The organism is Photorhabdus kleinii (assembly GCF_025384885.1).
GTDB classification, from domain to species: domain Bacteria; phylum Pseudomonadota; class Gammaproteobacteria; order Enterobacterales; family Enterobacteriaceae; genus Photorhabdus; species Photorhabdus kayaii.
Genome location: NZ_JAJAFY010000024.1, coordinates 1 through 18959, shown reverse-complemented (window position 1 = coordinate 18959; position 18959 = coordinate 1). Strand labels below are relative to the sequence as shown.

Sequence of the window (18959 nt, the reverse complement as noted above, 5' to 3'; positions counted from 1 at the left end):
ATTATGATTATCAGTATTATCATTCCTTGTTATAATAATACGATTCAATTACTATCGACTATAGCATCTTTAGATAATCAAATACTACCAAATAAGGTTGAATTGGAGGTGGTGATAGTTGATGACGGTTCAGACGAGCCCATAAATGTAAATAATATTAATTGCATGCATGAAATAATTGTCGTTTCTCAAAGGGATGAAGGATTTCAAGTGTCATTAGCTAGAAACCGAGGAGCAAGGATTGCCAGTGGTGAAGTTTTATTGTTCGTTGATTGTGGAATATATCTAGAAAAAAATGCTGTTTCGAGTATTATCGAACCTTCTTTGTGTGATAAATGCTGTGTGTCTCTAGGAAATATTTACGGAATCACTAACTGCGCTGACAACAAGAAAATCATTCTTAGCGATATTGAAAATTATGGAGTCGAAGGTGCATTAAAACTATATATCTCAACTTCCACTTTTCTTGATCCTAGAATCTATCATCTTTCATATCATGATATGGATATGCGGAACTTACGTGCTCCATGGGTGTATTGCTGGGGTGGGGTAATAGCTATACACAAGTCTCTCTTCGACTCTATATCTGGATTTGATGAGTCGTTCAGATCTTGGGGAGGCGAGGATATCGAGTTGGGTATTAGGCTTATGAAAGAGGGAGCAATATTTAGTTTCGTTTTTGAATCAGCTTCGATGCATATCCCTCAATCAGAAGACGTTGTCAGTAAAAAGAAATCTAACTTTAATGCCTTTGAATATATACACTCTAAGCATTTACTAGATGAAACATACCTGTTATTACAGCATGAATATTGGGGGATTGAAGAGGTACTTCGTCAAAGATCAGTTTTGAGGCGGACTCAATGACGTCTCGCGTAACCACTGATACTTATCGAATAATTAAGCTTGCGTTGCCGATTATGGCTCAGTCGATATTGTTTACTTCGATGTCAATTATCGACACAATAATGATTGGGTATATAGGCACAGAAGAGCTAGCTGGAATGGGACTGGCAACTAGTATTGTGTTAGTTTTTTTGAGTGTAGTCTACTCTTTCTCAAATTCAGTATCAGTTATAGTTGCTCAAAATAAGCACTTGCCAAACACTCTAAAATTGATTGTGACTAATGGGCTTGTACTTAGTCTTACTTTATCATTTTTCATTTTTTCTATTGTTAAGCTGTTTAACGAAGAAGTTATTTTGTTTTTTTGGGGAGAGGAGGATTACACCTCTAAAGCAATAGACTACCTTGATGTCATTTCATATACAATTTTGGCGTCTGCCATCATTCAAGTCTATATAGGTCTTCTCAATGCGCTCGGTAACACATTGTTAGCGTTTCTGATATCTGCAAGTGGTGTTGTTTCCAATATCTTTTTCAGCTATTTTTTGGTTTTTGGCATAGCTGATGTGGATGGACTTGGATTTATTGGAGCTGCATTGGGCTCAATTCTTTCAAAGTTAGTAGAAATAGGGCTAATCATATTCTTTCTATTAAAAAAGTACAATGGATTGTACCTTGACTTTTACAAGTTTAATTATAAGTGCAAATCCTCTAGAGAGTTGCTGAATATAGGAGGTGCGCAAGCTATAAATGCTTTACTGTGGGCGGCGAGTGTGAACCTATACACTTTAATAATTGCTTTTCAAGGCAAAGATTTAGTGGCTTCAGCAGCAGTGATCTCCTCAATTACTAACCTAGCCCATATTTCTTATTGGGGGATTGCAATTGCTGCAGGGATCGTGATAAGTGAAGCGTTAGGCAAAAAGGAGTATGAAAGAGCCACGGCTATATCACGTTTGTGTATAGCATTAGGTTTGGCATTCGCTTTACTACTCGCAGTCCTACTCTATCTGCTAAATGGGTTTATTTTATCCTTTTATCCTGGGTTATCACAAAGGTCTATTGACTTTATTCAGGGCGCTTATTTTATTGTATTATTTACTATTGTTATCAGGTCACTTTCAACGATAAATATCGTCGGCGCTCTCAGGAGTGGGGGAGACAATCGCTTTATCATCATTATGGATGTGGTAGCAGCATGGTTTTTTGGTATACCCCTTTGCTACATAATACTTTTCTATACAGATTTACCTTTGTTTTTGGCTTTCATTGCGCCAATGGTGGAAGACATGGTAAAAGCGGTCCTTTCAACCTTTCGAGTGATTGGAGAAAAATGGCAGAGAACTATTAGCGTGTCTGATTAATTATGATGTCCTCCCTAAGATTCGATCAAGTATCAACTTGAGATCTGGACCACCTCACTTACTGCTTGCATCCGAGGTTTATTTATAACAATCAAATCCCTATAGGTAATAATAGGGTTATTGTTTACCAACAGAAAGAAGCCTCTGTACGTTGAAAATACAGAGGCTTATTTTTACTACAAATTTATCTTCCAAAATAGTTCATAATTTACTCTTGTCAACACATTTTTTCATAAACCACAATTCTGGTCATTTATTAGTACCCGAATATAGCTAATCTTCGCCATATATATCCCTGCTTAGTACCAATACGAAACTATTATTTCGTAAATTTCACGGATTAGTGAGTTTTGAAAAACCTTTCTTTATTGGTTTATCTTTGTTATTTTTCATAAATTATATTTATGGTTTTTCTGTCTAAATGTATAGTGAATCGTTTTTATGGAGACAGCGGTTGATGGTGTTACTCTTTGGAGTATTTATAAGATAACAGAAGAAGAGAAATAATATGGGACAGGAGTTAATTATATCTACTCAATCATCTGATATGGATTTTTTATTATATTTTTTATTTATGATAATTTTTTCTATGTTTTTTTTATTTATTAAAAAATACACAGAAAGTAAAAAGAGTATTTTTCTATTTATAATTAATCTTTTGTTTTTGTTTTCTTTTTGCACAGATCAATTAATTATATCTAAATTTAGTTATTCCTTGATTCCACCATTTAGATTTTTGAATTTAAATGATGAGGTAATAAGAGTAAGTGCGGTGATATTTTCAATTTTAATCATGATAATGTTCCCAAGGAAGTTTAAATGTTGACGATAAATTACTGGTGAAAAAGAATAATGGATTATACCGAAATTATTATTTCTACTAAATCATCATGGTTGGATATATTATACTATTATGTTTTATCTCTTGTTATATTGTTTTTTATATTTATTTTTAAGATAAGAATAAATATAACAATAACAATAACAATAACAATATCATAGTTATTTTTGGTGTTATCTTGGTTATTTTATTATCTAGTGCCCAATTAATTCTAACAGGATATGAGTACGATATGCCCAATTTTTATTAATTTTAAAAGCGAAAGTATAAAGGTTGGTGGTTTTATATTTTCATTATTGTATATTATTTTAATACTAAGAAGATATTCTAGATGATTTTTTCAAAGATATAAAATTTAGTTACTGAACTAATTGTTGATAACGCTACAGTTCTGAGTATTTATCAGCTAGAAAAGGAAAAATAATGATGGATTATATTGATGTTACAATTTCCACTCAATCTACTTGGCAGGATGTTTTTCTGTACTATTCTTTATCATTGATTATTTTGCTTTTTCTTTTTTTTATAAAATTTTTCATAGAAAAAAAAGAAGTTATATACTCTCTGTTTTTGGTTTCTTTATAATAGTAATTTTTTGTTCAATTCAATTATTTATTGTTAAATATGATGGATATCATGAAGTTATATCAATTTTTATTAATTTAAATAGTGAAGATATTAAAATAGGAAGTATGATATTCTCTGTTTTATATGCTTTGGTTCTACCGAAAAAAGTTCAATAATGAAATAAGGTGTTAAATTAAAACGCCTTGTTTTGATTATTTAATAAATCCTGTCATCCAAAATACTATAACCGCCAGTACCTGCGATAAGGTGATTCCAGGTAATGTTTGTATATTTTAACGAAATACTTTCCTGTGGTGGAAGCTCATTATGATTCAATGAATGTGGATGTAAGACACTTATTTCAGTGATTGTGGCGCCAGTGATCTTTATATTGTAATAACGTTCTTGAGCACCATTTGAGTTAGTTCGGTAAAAATCAATAGAGCATTCAAGAGACTCATTATCAGAAATAGCCACACCGAGTAATGGTGATGATTTGTCGATAGGTTTTTGGATAATAATGGGTTGATGATCGACATTTTGAGCCCGTGTTATCGCATGGCTTAAGCTATAAACTAATATCTGATCAAGATGGTTTGCTTGATATTTATTACCAATAGAATCAACAGAAGAACATCCAGCCGATATTAATCCCTGTTTTTTCCCCTTTATTGTCATGTAAATCATGTCAGCCATATTTATATCCTTAGATTATATTTAAGTGATGTTTTACAGAAACATTAAATAAATTACACTTTATCTATTGGAAATAACAGATAAAAAAAGCGCCCATAGAGAATCAATATGAGCGCTTATTTCAGTTGATAATAATATCAATTAGATATCAATATTGGCTGCTTTCAGGGCATTCTCTTCAATAAATGCTCGACGAGGTTCAACAGCATCACCCATCAGAGTTGTAAACAGTTGGTCAGTTGCAATGGCATCTTTTACTGTTACACGCATCATGCGGCGGGTTTCTGGGTTCATGGTAGTTTCCCATAACTGTTCAGGGTTCATTTCTCCCAAGCCTTTATAACGCTGTATAGACAATCCACGGCGAGACTCTTTAGTCAACCAGTTTAGCGCTTGTTCAAAGCTGCTAACCGATTGGCGTCGTTCACCACGTTCGATATAAGCGCTTTCTTCGATCAAGTTGCGAAGTTTATCGCCTAGCTGAGTGATACGGTGATATTCGCCACCGTGGACAAAATCGAAGTCCAACAGATAATCAGTATCAACACCATGTGTACGAACACACAGAATCGGTTCGTACATTTGGCGCTCACGATTTTCATGGAGGCGATAACTGTAGCTGCTGCCGTTTTGTTCACTGTCATTCAGACGGGTGACCAGCATTTCAATCCATTCTTCAACTTTCGTCTTATCAGACAATACTTCTTCGGTCAGTTTCGGATGATAAATTAGGCTATTTAATAAACTTAGCGGATACAGACGTTCCATGCGTTTAATGATTTTTTGAACACCATTAAATTCGGTCACCAATTTTTCCAGCGGTTCGCCTCTCAGGGCTGGCGTGTGCTCATTGGTGTAAAGTGAAGCGCCATCTAGTGCAATGGATAGTTGGTATTCATCCATTGCTTCATCATCTTTAATATATTGTTCTTGTTTGCCTTTTTTGACTTTATACAACGGTGGTTGAGCAATAAATACATGACCACGTTCAATGATTTCTGGCATTTGACGATAGAAGAAAGTCAGCAATAGGGTACGAATATGAGAACCATCGACGTCCGCATCCGTCATGATGATAATGCTGTGGTAACGCAGCTTATCTGGGTTATATTCGTCACGGCCAATTCCACAGCCCAATGCAGTGATCAGGGTCGCGACTTCTTGAGAAGAGAGCATTTTATCGAAACGTGCTTTTTCGACATTCAGGATTTTGCCTTTTAGCGGCAAAATTGCCTGATTTTTGCGGTTACGGCCCTGTTTTGCCGAACCGCCCGCAGAGTCCCCTTCCACTAAGTAGAGTTCAGAAAGTGCGGGATCACGTTCCTGACAATCAGCCAGTTTGCCTGGCAGTCCAGCCAGATCAAGAGCACCTTTACGACGTGTCATTTCACGTGCTTTACGGGCTGCTTCACGGGCACGGGCAGCGTCGATAATTTTACCAACGACGGTTTTAGCGTCATTTGGGTTTTCCAGCAGGTATTCCACCAGCTTCTCGTTCATCAGTGTTTCAACCGCCGTTTTCACCTCGGAAGAAACCAGTTTATCTTTGGTCTGAGAAGAGAATTTTGGATCAGGTACTTTAACAGAAATAACTGCGACCAAACCTTCACGTGCATCATCGCCGGTGGCGCTGACTTTAGATTTCTTGTTGTACCCTTCTTTATCCATGTAACTATTAAGGGTACGTGTCATCGCAGTGCGGAAGCCAACTAAGTGAGTTCCCCCATCGCGTTGTGGGATATTATTGGTAAAGCAGTAAATATTTTCCTGGAAACCATCATTCCATTGCATTGAAATTTCAACGCCGATGCCATCTTTTTCTGTAGAAAAATAGAAAACATTTGGATGAATGGGTGTTTTGTTTTTATTTAGGAACTCAACAAACGCTTTAATTCCACCTTCATAATGGAAGTGGTCTTCTATATTAGTGCGCTTATCAATAAGACGGATGGATACACCGGAATTCAGGAAGGATAGTTCACGCAGGCGTTTAGCCAGAATGTCGTGCTGGAATTCTGTGTTATTACGGAAAGTATCCATGCTCGGCCAGAAGCGGACACGGGTACCTGTTTGTTCAGTTTCTCCAACGACTTTCAGTGGGCTTTGTGGCACACCAAGGTGATAAGTCTGTTCATGAACTTTACCGTCACGGCGGATAACCAACTCCAGCTTTTCAGACAAGGCGTTAACAACAGAAACCCCTACGCCGTGCAAACCGCCGGAGACCTTATAAGAGTTATCATCGAATTTACCCCCCGCATGCAGCACCGTCATAATAACTTCGGCTGCTGAAACACCTTCTTCTTCGTGTATACCGGTAGGAATACCGCGGCCATCATCCTGTACGGAGACTGAGTTATCAGCATGGATAGTGACGATAACTTCACTACAGTGGCCTGCGAGGGCTTCGTCGATAGCGTTGTCGACAACCTCGAAGACCATGTGGTGTAAGCCGGTACCATCGTCTGTATCACCGATATACATGCCCGGACGTTTACGAACCGCATCCAGCCCTTTTAATACCTTGATACTTGAGGAGTCATATGTATTCGACATCAACGTTTCTCGCTCATTTTTAATCCTGTGGTTGAACCTCTATTTTGCCATTTTCCACGCGAAACATCTTGCTATTTCCATCAAGCATGTCTGTTATTTGGTCAGGATTTATCGCACTGACAAATACCTGAGCTTGCGTGGATTTTAGACGAGCGGCCAGCAACTGACGGCGGCCGGCATCCAGTTCGGAGGCAAAATCATCAAGCAGATACAGACATTGTTGTCCGCTCTGTCGGGTGAAATATTCACCCTGTGCTAGCCGCAGTGCGCACATCAGTAACTTTAATTGACCGCGGGATAGCATATCTTCTACTGGTGTTCCTTCTGCACGAATGCGCAGATCTGCCTTGTGTGGGCCGGAAGCTGTATAGGTTAACGTTCTGTCACGCTCAAATTGGCGCTCCAGTAATTCAGCATAATCACTCTCTTTGTCCCATCCCTGTTGAAAAGAGAAACTTAATGTAAATTCGGGTAAGAACTGCTTACAGGTATTCGTGATATCCTGAGTGATGTTTGTAACATATTCACCACGCCACTGATTTATTTGGTTAGCGAGTGGTACCAATTCCTGATCCCAAGGCCGTATCTGGCTGTAGCGGGTAACTTGTCGTAGTGCTGCATTGCGTTGTTTGAGTAGCCGTTTTAAGTTTACCCATGCAGAAAAAAAGCGTGGCTCATTGTGAAAGCACCCCCAGTCAATAAAAGCCCGTCGATACTTTGGCCCGCCATTTAACAGGGTAAACCCTTCTGGAGTAATAAGCTGCATAGGTAACATCTTGGCCAGTTCTGCAATTTTACAGCCATCACTACCATCAATTCTGACTTTACTGTCGCCATTACGGTTTTTACTCAGACCGATAGACCGTTCCCGCTCATTCTCCTGTTGTCCTAACCGCCCATGCAGAACGAACTCATCGCAGTCATGACGGATTACCCGTCCTGCTTGAATACTACGAAAAGAGCGCCCGTGACCCAGCGTATAAATCGCTTCCAGTACGCTGGTTTTGCCGCTGCCATTAGATCCAACCAGAAAGTTAAATCCGGTAGCTAGAGGCAAATCAGCGGCGGCGATATTACGAAAACCGCGGATAAGTAAACGCGTGAGAGTCATATACCTGAAATAAAAATCCGGTTACAGGCGCATTGGCATCACGACATAAGCCGCATTGTGGTTTGCACAGTCTTCTATCTGAACACTGGAAATAGCATCAGTCAGTAGTAAACGGACCTCTTCACATCTTAGTGTATTGAGAACATCTAGCACGTAACTGACATTAAAGCCTATTTCCATTTCAGCACCTTGGTAGCTGACATCTACAATCTCTTCGGCTTCTTCCTGTTCAGGGTTATTTGCTGTGATTTTTAGCTGGTTTTCACTGAAATAAAGGCGAACTCCGCGAAATTTCTCATTAGAGAGAATAGCTGCGCGTGAAAAAGCCTGTTTCAGCATATCGCAATTAGCTTCCAGAGTTTTATCCGGGTTCTTTGGTAATACGCGACGATAATCAGGAAAACGTCCATCCACCAATTTAGAGGTGAAAATAAAGTCGCCAACGTGGGCACGAATATTGTTACTGCCGATTTGTAACTGTAGCGGAGTATCGCCACCATCCAGCAATCTCATTAGTTCAATAACGCCTTTACGTGGCACGATGACCGAATGGGAAGGCAGCTTTTGACCAATTCCCATAGAACAGACTGCCAGACGGTGACCATCCGTTGCAACTGTACGCAGCTCTTCTCCTTCGGTTTCAAACAACATACCGTTGAGGTAATAGCGGACATCCTGGTGAGCCATTGAGAACTGAGTTGATTCAATAAGGCGCTTCAGTGTGGCTTGTGGCAGTGAAAACTCCACCTCACTTTGCCAGTCATCAAGATTTGGAAAATCAGAAGCGGGCAGTGTGGAAAGTGAGAAACGGCTGCGACCAGAACGCACCAATAGGCGGTCGCCATCCAGTTCTACACTGATCTCGGCCCCATCTGGCAAACCTCGCCAGATATCAAAGAATTTACGTGCCGGTACCGTGGTTGCACCTTCTTCGTGTGGCAATGAAAGCGTGACTCTTGCCATCATTTCCATTTCTAAATCTGTGCCGGTCAGCAACAGGGAACCTTCTGTAACCTGTAGTAATAAATTACCAAGAATAGGCAGGGTAGGACGCCCACTCAGCGGGCTACTGACCTGTTGCAGTGGTTTTAACAATTGCTCACGTTCAATGATAAATTTCATAGCACTAGGAAGACAATGTTCTGATTAAGTTAGAAAAATCCTCTTTGATGTCGTGACTTTCTTCACGCAGTTGCTCGATTTTACGACAAGCATGCAGCACAGTTGTGTGGTCACGTCCACCAAAGGCATCCCCGATTTCAGGCAAGCTGTGGTTGGTTAACTCTTTTGCCAGCGCCATTGCCATTTGCCTTGGACGGGCAACGGAACGGGAGCGCCGTTTGGAAAGTAAATCGGCCACCTTGATTTTATAATACTCAGCGACTGTTTTCTGAATATTATCAATGGTAACCAGTTTTTCTTGCAGTGCTAACAGATCACGTAATGCTTCACGTACAAAATCAATAGTAATCGCTCGGCCAGTAAAATTGGCATTTGCTATTACCCTGTTCAATGCCCCTTCAAGCTCACGGACATTAGAACGCAGACGTTTGGCTATAAAGAAAGCAACTTCGCCTGGTAACTGGATTTCGTTTTCGTCTGCCTTTTTCATCAAAATAGCGACACGGGTTTCGAGTTCCGGTGGTTCAATTGCAACGGTTAGCCCCCAGCCAAAACGGGATTTTAACCGATCTTCTACCCCATTGATCTCTTTTGGGTAGCGATCTGATGTCAGAATAATCTGTTGATTACCTTCCAGTAATGCATTGAATGTGTGGAAGAACTCTTCTTGAGAGCGTTCTTTATTGGCAAAAAACTGAATATCATCGATCAGTAATGCGTCGACAGAGCGGTAATAGCGTTTGAACTCTTCTATTGCATTATTTTGTAATGCCTTGACCATATCCTGAACAAAACGTTCAGAATGCATATAGACCACCTTGGCATTTGCCTTACGTGCCATAATACTGTTACCTACGGCATGTAATAGGTGGGTTTTACCCAAACCCGTACCACCATAAAGAAATAGTGGGTTATAGGCACCGCCGGGATTATCAGCTACCTGTCTTGCAGCAGCACGAGCAAGTTGGTTGGATTTACCTTCAACAAAGTTATCAAAAGTATGTTTTTGGTTAACATTAGAGCGATAAGAGAGCTCTGGTTGTACCGTAGTGTTATCCCAACTGGGGCGTACTGATGTGCTCTGTGGTGCAGGTGTAACTGGCGTATGAGCAACAACCCTTTGTGGTGGGCTATCGTTTTGGGAAACGGGTTTATTGCCAACTTCGAAACGTAATAATGGTACTTCTGCTCCACAGAAGTCATTCAACAATCCATTGATATTGTTGATATACTTCTCTCTTACCCAGTCCAGAACGAACCGATTTGGGGCATAAAGTGCCAGAGTGTTACCACTTAGCTCTGCCTGAAGGGGGCGTATCCACATACTGAATTCTGTGGCAGGTAATTCATCCTGCAATCGGGCAAGACATTGCTGCCAAAGCGAAAGTGACACGGTGGACTCCCCTAAAACAAGGCCAATTAACAATTAAAGAAATCGGAGTGGTTAGCTCATTATATTGGGTACAAAACAACGACTCCTCTAAGGCGAGGAAGGATCAATTGTTATGTGTATGGCGATTTTTAATGTCATCGCTCCCCCATGATCCGAGGATAAGATCCAAATCATGGCTTGGGATCATAGCGCAAAAGACGATATAGATCTTCATTCTTTTACACAGTTTAAGCGCTTTTTATCCACAGGATAAAATTGTGTGTGAAATAAAGGGCTGTAAAGGGGTTGTAGTGGAATTATGGAGGATGCCAAATGCAGATCGAGGATAAGCCGATATTCGAAATAAAATCGGGCCAAGGATCATAACAAAAAACGAAGATCTGCCAGTGATCGTTGCGCTTTGTTCAGTAGTCCGTATAATATTGCACCCTATGTGCGATACCAGAGTTTTTACCGATAATGTTTGGTGAAGGGTCTGGTGTACGCATGGGCCAGAGTGTTGGTAAACATCCAACTCAGTAGAAAAGCCGGCCGACTTTGTGTTATGTAAATTGACTCAGGGCTGTACATTTTATTACAATCCCGCTTCTTTTATATTGATGTTGCGATTGAGGCATCGGTGTCTATTTCTCACTGGCTGCCAACGCATTTACTGAATCAGTAATAATCTTAAGTTAGGTAGAAATCGCTATGAAACGCACTTTCCAACCATCCGTACTGAAGCGTAACCGTTCTCATGGTTTCCGCGCTCGTATGGCTACCAAAAATGGTCGTCAGGTTCTGGCTCGCCGTCGTGCAAAAGGCCGTACTCGTCTGACCGTTTCTAAGTAATAAAGCTAACCATCTAGTGGTTAAGCTCGCTTTTCCGAGGGAGTTACGCTTGTTAACTCCCAAGTATTTCACTTATGTTTTCCAGCAACCCCAACGGGCAAGTTCGCCAGAGATTACTATCCTTGGTCGCCCGAACGAGCTGGGGCATCCCCGTATCGGTCTTACTATAGCCAAGAAAAATGTTAAACGTGCTCATGAGCGTAACCGGATTAAGCGGTTAGCCCGTGAAAGCTTCCGTTTAAACCAACATAACTTGCCTCCTATGGATTTTGTGGTATTGGTTAGGAAAGGCGTTGCTGAGCTTGATAACCGTGCGTTAACGGAGGCGTTGGGTAAATTATGGCGTCGTCACTGTCGTTTGGCTCGCGTTTCCTGATCGCATTAATCCGGGGATATCAGTTGGTAATAAGCCCGCTGTTGGGGCCTCGTTGTCGCTTTAATCCTACATGCTCTCAATATGGCATTGAGGCATTATGTCGATTTGGGGTGATAAAAGGCTGTTGGTTAACGGTGAAACGCGTATTAAAATGCCACCCTTTACATGAAGGTGGTGATGATCCTGTCCCACCGGTAAAAAACAACGATAACAGAGAACACTAACGATGGATTCGCAACGTAATCTTCTTCTCATCGCTTTGCTGTTCGTTTCTTTCTTGGTCTGGCAAGCATGGGAAGCAGATAAAAATCCGCAGCCAACGACAGTACAGGCCACGCAACAAACGGATATGCCGAGCAGTGAGAATCAAGCTGTACCAGGCAGTGGAAAAGGTAAACTTATCACGGTTAAAACTGATGTGCTCTCTTTGACCATCAATACTCGTGGCGGTGATATCGAAGAGGCTGACCTGTTAGCCTATCCTGATACCTTGGGTTCAAACCAGCCATTCAAATTGTTGGAAACAACACCTGCTTTCATTTATCAAGCGCAAAGCGGATTGACGGGGAAAGATGGTCCAGATAACCCGATGAATAGTGAGCGCCCGCTGTATACCGCAGCACAGGATAGCTATGTATTGGCTGATGGACAGGATGAATTGCGTATCCCGATGAATTTCGTCACTAAAGATGGCATTGTTTACGTCAAAACATTTGTCCTGAAACGTGGTGAATACGCGATTAGTGTGGATTACCATATTCATAACACGACAGAAAAACCGTTACAGATGACCTTCTTTGGTCAGTTGAAACAAAGTGTTGAACTACCCAAGCATCGTGATACAGGCAGCAGTAACTTTGCCCTGCATACTTATCGTGGCGCCGCCTATTCTTCAGATGATACCAAATACAAAAAATACAGCTTTAGCGATATTGAAGGTGAATCTTTATCCGTGACCACCAAAGGTGGCTGGATTGCCATGTTGCAGCAATATTTTGCTACCGCTTGGGTTCCCGCGGTGAATGAAACCAGTACCTTCTACACTGCCGCATTAGGTAAAGAGATGGCGGCGATTGGCTATAAGAGTGCACCAATCTCTGTTGCCGCTAACAGTGAAAAAACGGTCTCTTCTACACTGTGGATTGGTCCGGAAATTCAAGATGAAATGGCCGCTGTAGCACCTCATCTGGATCTGTCTGTAGACTATGGTTGGTTGTGGTTTATCTCTCAGCCATTATTTAAACTGTTGAAGTTCCTGCATGGTTTTATTGGTAACTGGGGCTTCTCCATCATTGTTATCACCTTTATTGTGCGTGGTATCATGTACCCGCTGACCAAAGCACAATACACTTCAATGGCGAAAATGCGTCTGTTACAGCCTAAATTGGCGGCTATGCGCGAGCGGATTGGTGATGATAAACAGCGTATGAGCCAGGAAATGATGGCATTGTACAAAGCAGAGAAAGTGAACCCACTGGGTGGCTGTTTGCCTCTGTTGATTCAAATGCCAATCTTCCTTGCTTTATATTACATGTTGATGGGTTCTGTTGAATTGCGTCATGCGCCATTTGCTGGCTGGATTAATGATCTGTCTGCGCAAGATCCTTATTACATCCTGCCGTTGCTGATGGGTGTGACCATGTTCATCATCCAGAAAATGTCTCCGACAACAATTACTGATCCGATGCAACAGAAGATTATGACCTATATGCCAGTCATATTTACCATATTCTTCTTATGGTTCCCATCAGGTCTGGTTTTGTACTATATCGTCAGTAATTTGGTGACAATTATTCAGCAGCAATTGATTTATCGTGGGCTGGAAAAACGCGGTTTGCATAGTCGCGAGAAAAAGCCAGCGAAATAAAACATATACCCTATGGATTTCAAGATGCATCGCGGCGGCAAGGGAGCGAATCCCCGGGAGCATAGATAACGATGTGACCGGGGTGAGTGAGTGCAGCCAACAAAGAGGCAACTTGAAAGATGACGGGTATAGCTTCAGCCAGAATACATGCTGGCCGTTGTAACGGGAAAGGCGGTCATTGACCGCCTTAACTATTTGAGTTAAAAGCAATTTGAGCGAAAAAGTCAATAGAGAGATAACCATGAATACCACGGATACGATTGTTGCTCAGGCTACCCCACTAGGGCGAGGAGGGGTTGGCATTTTGCGTGTTTCCGGCCCGAAAGCTGCACAGGTCGCTGAGGTGGTATTAGGTAAATTACCCAAACCCCGTTATGCAGATTATCTGCCATTTCGTGATGTAGATGGTCAGGTACTTGATCAGGGAATTGCTATTTACTTTCCGGGACCCAATTCATTTACCGGAGAAGATGTACTGGAGCTTCAAGGGCATGGTGGGCCGGTTATTCTCGATTTGCTACTTAAACGTATTCTGACTCTGCCAGGTGTGCGAATCGCTAATCCTGGTGAGTTTTCTGAACGCGCTTTTCTTAATGACAAACTGGATTTAGCTCAGGCGGAAGCCATTGCTGACCTGATCGATGCCAGTTCGGAGCAGGCTGCCCGTTCAGCGATGAATTCCTTACAGGGCGCTTTTTCGACTCAAGTTCACCAGATGGTGGAAGCACTTACTCACTTACGAATCTATGTAGAAGCGGCTATTGATTTTCCAGATGAAGAGATTGATTTCCTTTCTGATGGGAAAATCGAGGCCAAATTGGATGAAGTGATGGCTGAGCTTGGGCGTGTACGTGCTCAGGCTCGTCAGGGTAGCCTTTTACGTGAAGGGATGAAAGTTGTTATCGCCGGTCGCCCTAATGCAGGGAAGTCCAGCTTGCTTAATGCATTAGCAGGCCGTGAAGCGGCGATTGTGACGGATATTGCAGGCACAACCCGTGATGTGTTGCGTGAACATATCCATATTGACGGTATGCCGTTGCATATTATTGATACCGCAGGTTTGCGTGAAGCCAGTGACGAAGTTGAGCGTATTGGTATTGAGCGTGCTTGGCAGGAAATTGAGCAGGCTGATCGTGTACTGTTTATGGTAGATAGCACGACAACGAACGCGGTTGAACCTGTGGAAATCTGGCCTGAATTTATGGCTCGTCTGCCTAAATCGCTCCCTATCACAGTCGTTCGTAATAAGACAGATATGACTGATGAAGAGACAAGTATTGCCGAAGTAAGTGGTTACTCGCTGGTTAGACTTTCTGCCCGTAGCGGTGAAGGTATCGATTTATTGCGCGATCATCTAAAAGAAACGATGGGTTTTAGTAGTAATACCGAAGGTGGTTTCTTGGCTCGTCGTCGTCATTTACAAGCATTAAATACCGCGGCGGAGCATTTACAACAGGGCCATGAACAATTGGTGGTTGCTCGTTCAGGTGAATTGCTGGCAGAAGAGCTGCGTCTGGCGCAGCAGGCATTGAGTGAGATCACGGGTGAATTTACTTCCGATGATCTGCTAGGAAGGATTTTTTCGAGTTTTTGTATTGGTAAGTGAAGTGGTCATTTTTAAAGTGTAACGCTTCAAAACCCATTTACTTCGCTTTGATCCGTTTTACCGGAATTCCATCGCGCATTGCAAAGTCGTTTTCCGATTGCTTTTAAAAAATGGCGCTGTTTTAAAAGCGCCAAATACAGTGCGGTATACGCTGTTCCAACAGCCACAACATCTGTTACCGAAACAAGATTGTTTTTAAATGATCGCCTGCCAAATCAAACTCAGGATCTTTACCTGTTAACGCTTTCGTTAGTGGCATAATTTTAGTCCTCACACCCATTCCTCGGTAATCGACATAGCCATAATCACGTAATACTTCCATAACAATGGTATTTCTGGGTGAACGCTGTCCTGCTTTCATTTTTTCTACCGTCATGGAGTTTGGTAAAGAACCTAGGCTAATTACTTCAAGCCGGTCGGAATAACTAGAAACCTCAATTCTGTTTTTAACATCGTTCTCTCCCAAGGAAGTAAAGCATTCAGTTAAAGCCGTACTTTTCACGGCGTTGATTAAACGCACTCTTACCACCTTCCAATATATCTGCCGCTAGTTTTTGCACTTCTGGCATATCGATCGCACCCTGCTGTTCTGGCAGGATCAACCCTTTGCTATCTTCCACACTCAGCACACCAATCCATTCCGCGTCACCAAATACCGGAATATTGGCGTTGTGGGTTGCGAATAAGAACTGTCGGCTTAGCTTGGCTCTGCGCAGCTCAGAAACTATACGCTCAGCAATAAAGGCGTTATCAAGGTTATCCTCCGGCTGATCAAGGATAAGTGGATCTTGGTTGTCCAATAGCAACAGGTGCAAAATCGCCGTACATTGTTGGCCGGTCGATAGTTCCCCAATTGGGCGGAAAACGGCTTCCCGTTCACCGTGAGTTATATTCAGCTCAATCGCCATTGTATCGGGAAGCTGCAACTCTTCTAGCTCAAGCAGTTTACATTCAGGCAAACGGCTTAACGCTCGTACAACGGAATTAGATATACCGAAATTAGAGGTTAATTCAGCCTCACCTTGGCGAATAGTGGCAGCAAGATTAGCTGGTGTGAACTCACCCTCTAAAACCCACGCTAGTCTTTCCTGCCCAACACCTTCCAAATTGCAATCACTCAGGAAATTCACTAATTCTTGGCGGTTACCTTTAGAATTCAGACTAAGGCGTACCTTCTGATCCAACTTGCGAGTGAGCCGTTTAACCGACTTCTGCATGGCGCTAGCACGTGCGCTGGTCTGCTGATCTAACTCAAGCAATAGTTTCTTGCGCTGACTATAGAGCTCGTTGAGTTGGGTTTGTCGGTTTTGCAAGGTAGTTTCTTTTGGGCGAATCTGTTCAATTTGCTTGAGTAAGGTTTGATATTCAGCGTCAATCTGCCGACCCGTTTTACCCTGACTTGTAGGTATGTCTTTAAACGCATTTTCAAGTTGTTCTTCTTCCGCTTGTAACCTTTCCGACAGTTGTTGCTGTAGAGGAAGTAAATCACTCGAGGCTTTACTGGAGAGCTCCTCAACCTGGATTAAACATTGAGTTAAAGAGCTCTTTAACATTTCTAAAACTTGACGCTTTTGTTTTAAAAGATCTAAGTGTGGCAATCCTTCTAAGCTGGCATCGCTTAAAAATACCGTATCTGGCAAACTGTCTTTTAAGATGTTGATAGCTTCTTTTACTCGAGCAATTTCTTCATTAACTCTCCCACTCAGTTGTTTTTCCTTTTCCAGCTTTGGAATCACTTTCAACTTTTCATCAATACCCAGCGCTTGGAATTGTTTAGCCTGATCCAATAACTTGGGTAAGCGCTCAACTTCTGCCTCAACATCTGCTTTTTGGCTAAGCGCACGAGTAATGGTTTTACGATTATCCTTTCAGAACAAAGTTTTACTAAGCATAGTATTAATTAGGGAGTAAATACTTTGATCCATACTTACTCCAGAATGCACATAACAAATTGTTTTAATAATATTTTTCACATTTTGTATTGGTAAGTGAATTTGTAGAAGGAGGATGTGGAATTTTTTTACCGGCTATAACAGGTTAAATTACATTTAACGGTTTTAGCGTGTAAAAATTGATTTACCTGTTATACCGTGTAACAATGAGGTTAACTGCTCAAATTGGTTGACCTCAATATGAAAGTGACTAATTCGAAACAACTCAGTACATATTTAAAAGATGTCAGGCTTAATCTTATCGAACAGATTAAAACAGAGTGTCAATCCTCAACAGGGAAACTTGATCCAGTTCCCAATAATTCAGAAAAATTAAAGAAAAAATAGCTAAGTCCGATAAAATATGAAATAAAACTTCAATAAACTATATAATATAGATGGAGTTATAAAATGAAGTATGACCTACGGTTAAAAACATTTGTTGATAATGATTACAGATTAGAAGATCATTTTGATTTTAAAAAAAATAGAAGATCAAAAATATAACCGTATGCTATTGGAATTGGAGCATCAATTTAAACTAAACCAAGAAGTTATTGCTTTATTAACAGAAGATGAGGCAATAAATTATATAAAAACACTAGATCATAACTTCTATAATAAATGGAAAAATAATGTTAAAACCTTTTATTCTTATGCTGATCCAGTTTCATCATTTGCTGGTAATATAAAAGACTCTTATGGCGTGGCTAAAATAGTAAATGATTTAAGAGGTTTCGGTGTTAAGGCAACGGAGTATGCCGGGAAAGATGGTAAAAAATATATAAAATTGACAGGTTACCCTACCCTACCCTAGTGTGAGAGACTATTTAAATTCTACAAGATATCTTGCTAATAATCCACGTATACCCAATGGATTTCAAGATGCATCGCAACGGCAAGGGAGAGAATCCCCGGGAGCATAGCAAACTATGTGACCGGGGTGAGCGAGTGCAGCCAACAAAGAGGCAACTTGAAAGATAACGGGTATATAGTCTCTTTTGGAGTAGGTACTCTAGGTATTCATGATGGGATTGTTAAAGGTGCTAGATTCGGTATAGTATTCTCAGCAGCATATAGAGCCGTTGAGTTAATACTTAAAGATGATTATGGATTAGCTGATTTGTTTGTGAACTTAACAATAGATGGTGCAAAATTAGCTATTTCAATAGGTATTGCTACGGCTGCTAATACTCTAATAGTTTCTCCACTCTTAGCTGTAGGGGGAAGTCTTATGCTTGTAGCTCTTGGCGTTTTTGCTCTTGGGGTTGGAGTTTCGTTTGCTTTATATTGGTTGGATGATTATTTTAAAATTAGTGAAAGAATAATTAAAAATATAAAAAATATAAAAAATATAAAAAATATAAAAAATATAAAAAATAGAAAAAGAAATGTGCTTGTAGGAACACCTACGGCAGATCAATTTTTTAATATGTGGGGTAGATATAGCCGTGGATAATATAAATAAAATAAAAATATATTTAGGTTCGCTATTTGTTTTTTTATGGCGGCATTATTTGTATTTTTCTCATTAAATGATTATATAGGTTTTTTAGGCGTGATAGTGTTATTCCATTTTCATGGAAGAGTGCGGGATTTATTTGGTTTACTCCTTTGCTTATTCATATTTATTATGCTTTTTAAGGATTGCTAAAAATAGAACAAAAAATCTCAATAGTAAAATTTGGGATTATCTTTCATGTGTATCAATAATGGGGTTTATTCTTACTTTATTTGTATCTTTTTATGTTGATGATGAATTAAAATCTGAGGGATATTTAATCTGTAGTAAATCATCATGGATGGCTCAAAATAAGTATGTTAAGGACATTTCACTTTGTCACTAAGAATA

Annotated in this window: 16 protein-coding genes and 1 pseudogene; 10 read left to right on the top strand and 7 right to left on the bottom strand. The window is 40.7% G+C overall.

The features are described from left to right. Window positions 1–3 precede the first annotated feature (3 nt). A complete protein-coding gene (locus LG003_RS12595; protein ID WP_112879284.1) occupies window positions 4–867 on the top strand; it encodes a glycosyltransferase in 864 nt (287 codons plus the stop codon). Continuing rightward, window positions 864–2210, top strand: a complete 1347-nt coding sequence (locus LG003_RS12590; protein ID WP_262980880.1) for an MATE family efflux transporter — start codon at window positions 864–866, stop codon at window positions 2208–2210. Before LG003_RS12595 ends, LG003_RS12590 begins: the two co-directional genes overlap by 4 nt. 1624 nt (window positions 2211–3834) lie before the next feature. Here LG003_RS12590 and LG003_RS12585 read toward each other — a convergent pair. From LG003_RS12585 to dnaA, 5 genes are all read right to left on the bottom strand, one after another. Continuing rightward, window positions 3835–4314, bottom strand: coding sequence for an Hcp family type VI secretion system effector (locus LG003_RS12585; protein ID WP_262980879.1), 480 nt, complete (start codon window positions 4312–4314; stop codon window positions 3835–3837). Between the two features lie 141 nt (window positions 4315–4455). Further along, window positions 4456–6870: a DNA topoisomerase (ATP-hydrolyzing) subunit B gene (gene gyrB / locus LG003_RS12580; RefSeq protein WP_262980878.1), complete on the bottom strand. Its 2415-nt coding sequence runs from the start codon at window positions 6868–6870 to the stop codon at window positions 4456–4458. A gap of 19 nt (window positions 6871–6889) precedes the next feature. After that, window positions 6890–7981: a DNA replication/repair protein RecF gene (gene recF / locus LG003_RS12575; protein WP_112879279.1), complete on the bottom strand. Its 1092-nt coding sequence runs from the start codon at window positions 7979–7981 to the stop codon at window positions 6890–6892. 21 nt (window positions 7982–8002) lie between these two features. Then, the gene (gene dnaN / locus LG003_RS12570) at window positions 8003–9103 is read right to left on the bottom strand and encodes a DNA polymerase III subunit beta (protein ID WP_112879278.1); all 1101 of its coding nucleotides are present in this window, start codon (window positions 9101–9103) and stop codon (window positions 8003–8005) included. Between the two features lie 4 nt (window positions 9104–9107). Further along, entirely contained in the window at window positions 9108–10496 is a 1389-nt protein-coding gene (gene dnaA / locus LG003_RS12565; RefSeq protein WP_112879277.1) for a chromosomal replication initiator protein DnaA, read from the bottom strand. Between the two features lie 690 nt (window positions 10497–11186). Between dnaA and rpmH the strand changes: the two genes are divergently transcribed. From rpmH to mnmE, 5 genes are all read left to right on the top strand, one after another. Continuing rightward, window positions 11187–11327 carry a 50S ribosomal protein L34 gene (gene rpmH / locus LG003_RS12560; RefSeq protein ID WP_004093983.1) on the top strand — a complete coding sequence of 47 codons (141 nt, stop codon included), beginning with the start codon at window positions 11187–11189 and terminating at the stop codon, window positions 11325–11327. Window positions 11328–11343: 16 nt separating this feature from the next. Then, window positions 11344–11703, top strand: a complete 360-nt coding sequence (gene rnpA, locus LG003_RS12555; protein WP_112879276.1) for a ribonuclease P protein component — start codon at window positions 11344–11346, stop codon at window positions 11701–11703. Continuing rightward, window positions 11667–11927 (top strand): membrane protein insertion efficiency factor YidD, encoded by a 261-nt coding sequence (gene yidD, locus LG003_RS12550; protein WP_112879275.1) that lies wholly within the window; start codon window positions 11667–11669, stop codon window positions 11925–11927. Before rnpA ends, yidD begins: the two co-directional genes overlap by 37 nt. A 2-nt stretch (window positions 11928–11929) precedes the next feature. Further along, complete coding sequence (gene yidC / locus LG003_RS12545) at window positions 11930–13570, top strand: membrane protein insertase YidC (protein ID WP_262980877.1); 1641 nt, start codon at window positions 11930–11932, stop codon at window positions 13568–13570. A 241-nt stretch (window positions 13571–13811) separates the two neighbouring features. After that, entirely contained in the window at window positions 13812–15176 is a 1365-nt protein-coding gene (mnmE, locus tag LG003_RS12540; RefSeq protein ID WP_262980876.1) for a tRNA uridine-5-carboxymethylaminomethyl(34) synthesis GTPase MnmE, read from the top strand. A 175-nt stretch (window positions 15177–15351) separates the two neighbouring features. Here the strand turns inward: mnmE and LG003_RS12535 are convergent, their stop codons facing one another. Both LG003_RS12535 and LG003_RS12530 read right to left on the bottom strand, forming a co-directional pair. Next, window positions 15352–15696 (bottom strand): ATP-binding protein, encoded by a 345-nt coding sequence (locus LG003_RS12535; protein ID WP_262980875.1) that lies wholly within the window; start codon window positions 15694–15696, stop codon window positions 15352–15354. Continuing rightward, a pseudogene (locus LG003_RS12530) lies at window positions 15656–17044 on the bottom strand (TrlF family ATPase); the annotation flags it as partial. The pseudogene LG003_RS12530 and the gene LG003_RS12535, both read right to left, overlap by 41 nt. Before the next feature lie 535 nt (window positions 17045–17579). On the opposite strand from LG003_RS12530, the gene LG003_RS12525 reads away from it, so the two are divergent. From LG003_RS12525 to LG003_RS23465, 3 genes are all read left to right on the top strand, one after another. After that, entirely contained in the window at window positions 17580–17924 is a 345-nt protein-coding gene (locus LG003_RS12525; RefSeq protein WP_262980873.1) for a hypothetical protein, read from the top strand. Between the two features lie 156 nt (window positions 17925–18080). Further along, the gene (locus LG003_RS12520; protein WP_262980872.1) at window positions 18081–18566 is read left to right on the top strand and encodes a hypothetical protein; all 486 of its coding nucleotides are present in this window, start codon (window positions 18081–18083) and stop codon (window positions 18564–18566) included. Window positions 18567–18687: 121 nt separating this feature from the next. Next, a complete protein-coding gene (locus LG003_RS23465) occupies window positions 18688–18954 on the top strand; it encodes a DUF1240 domain-containing protein (protein ID WP_390894139.1) in 267 nt (88 codons plus the stop codon). Window positions 18955–18959: the final 5 nt, after the last annotated feature.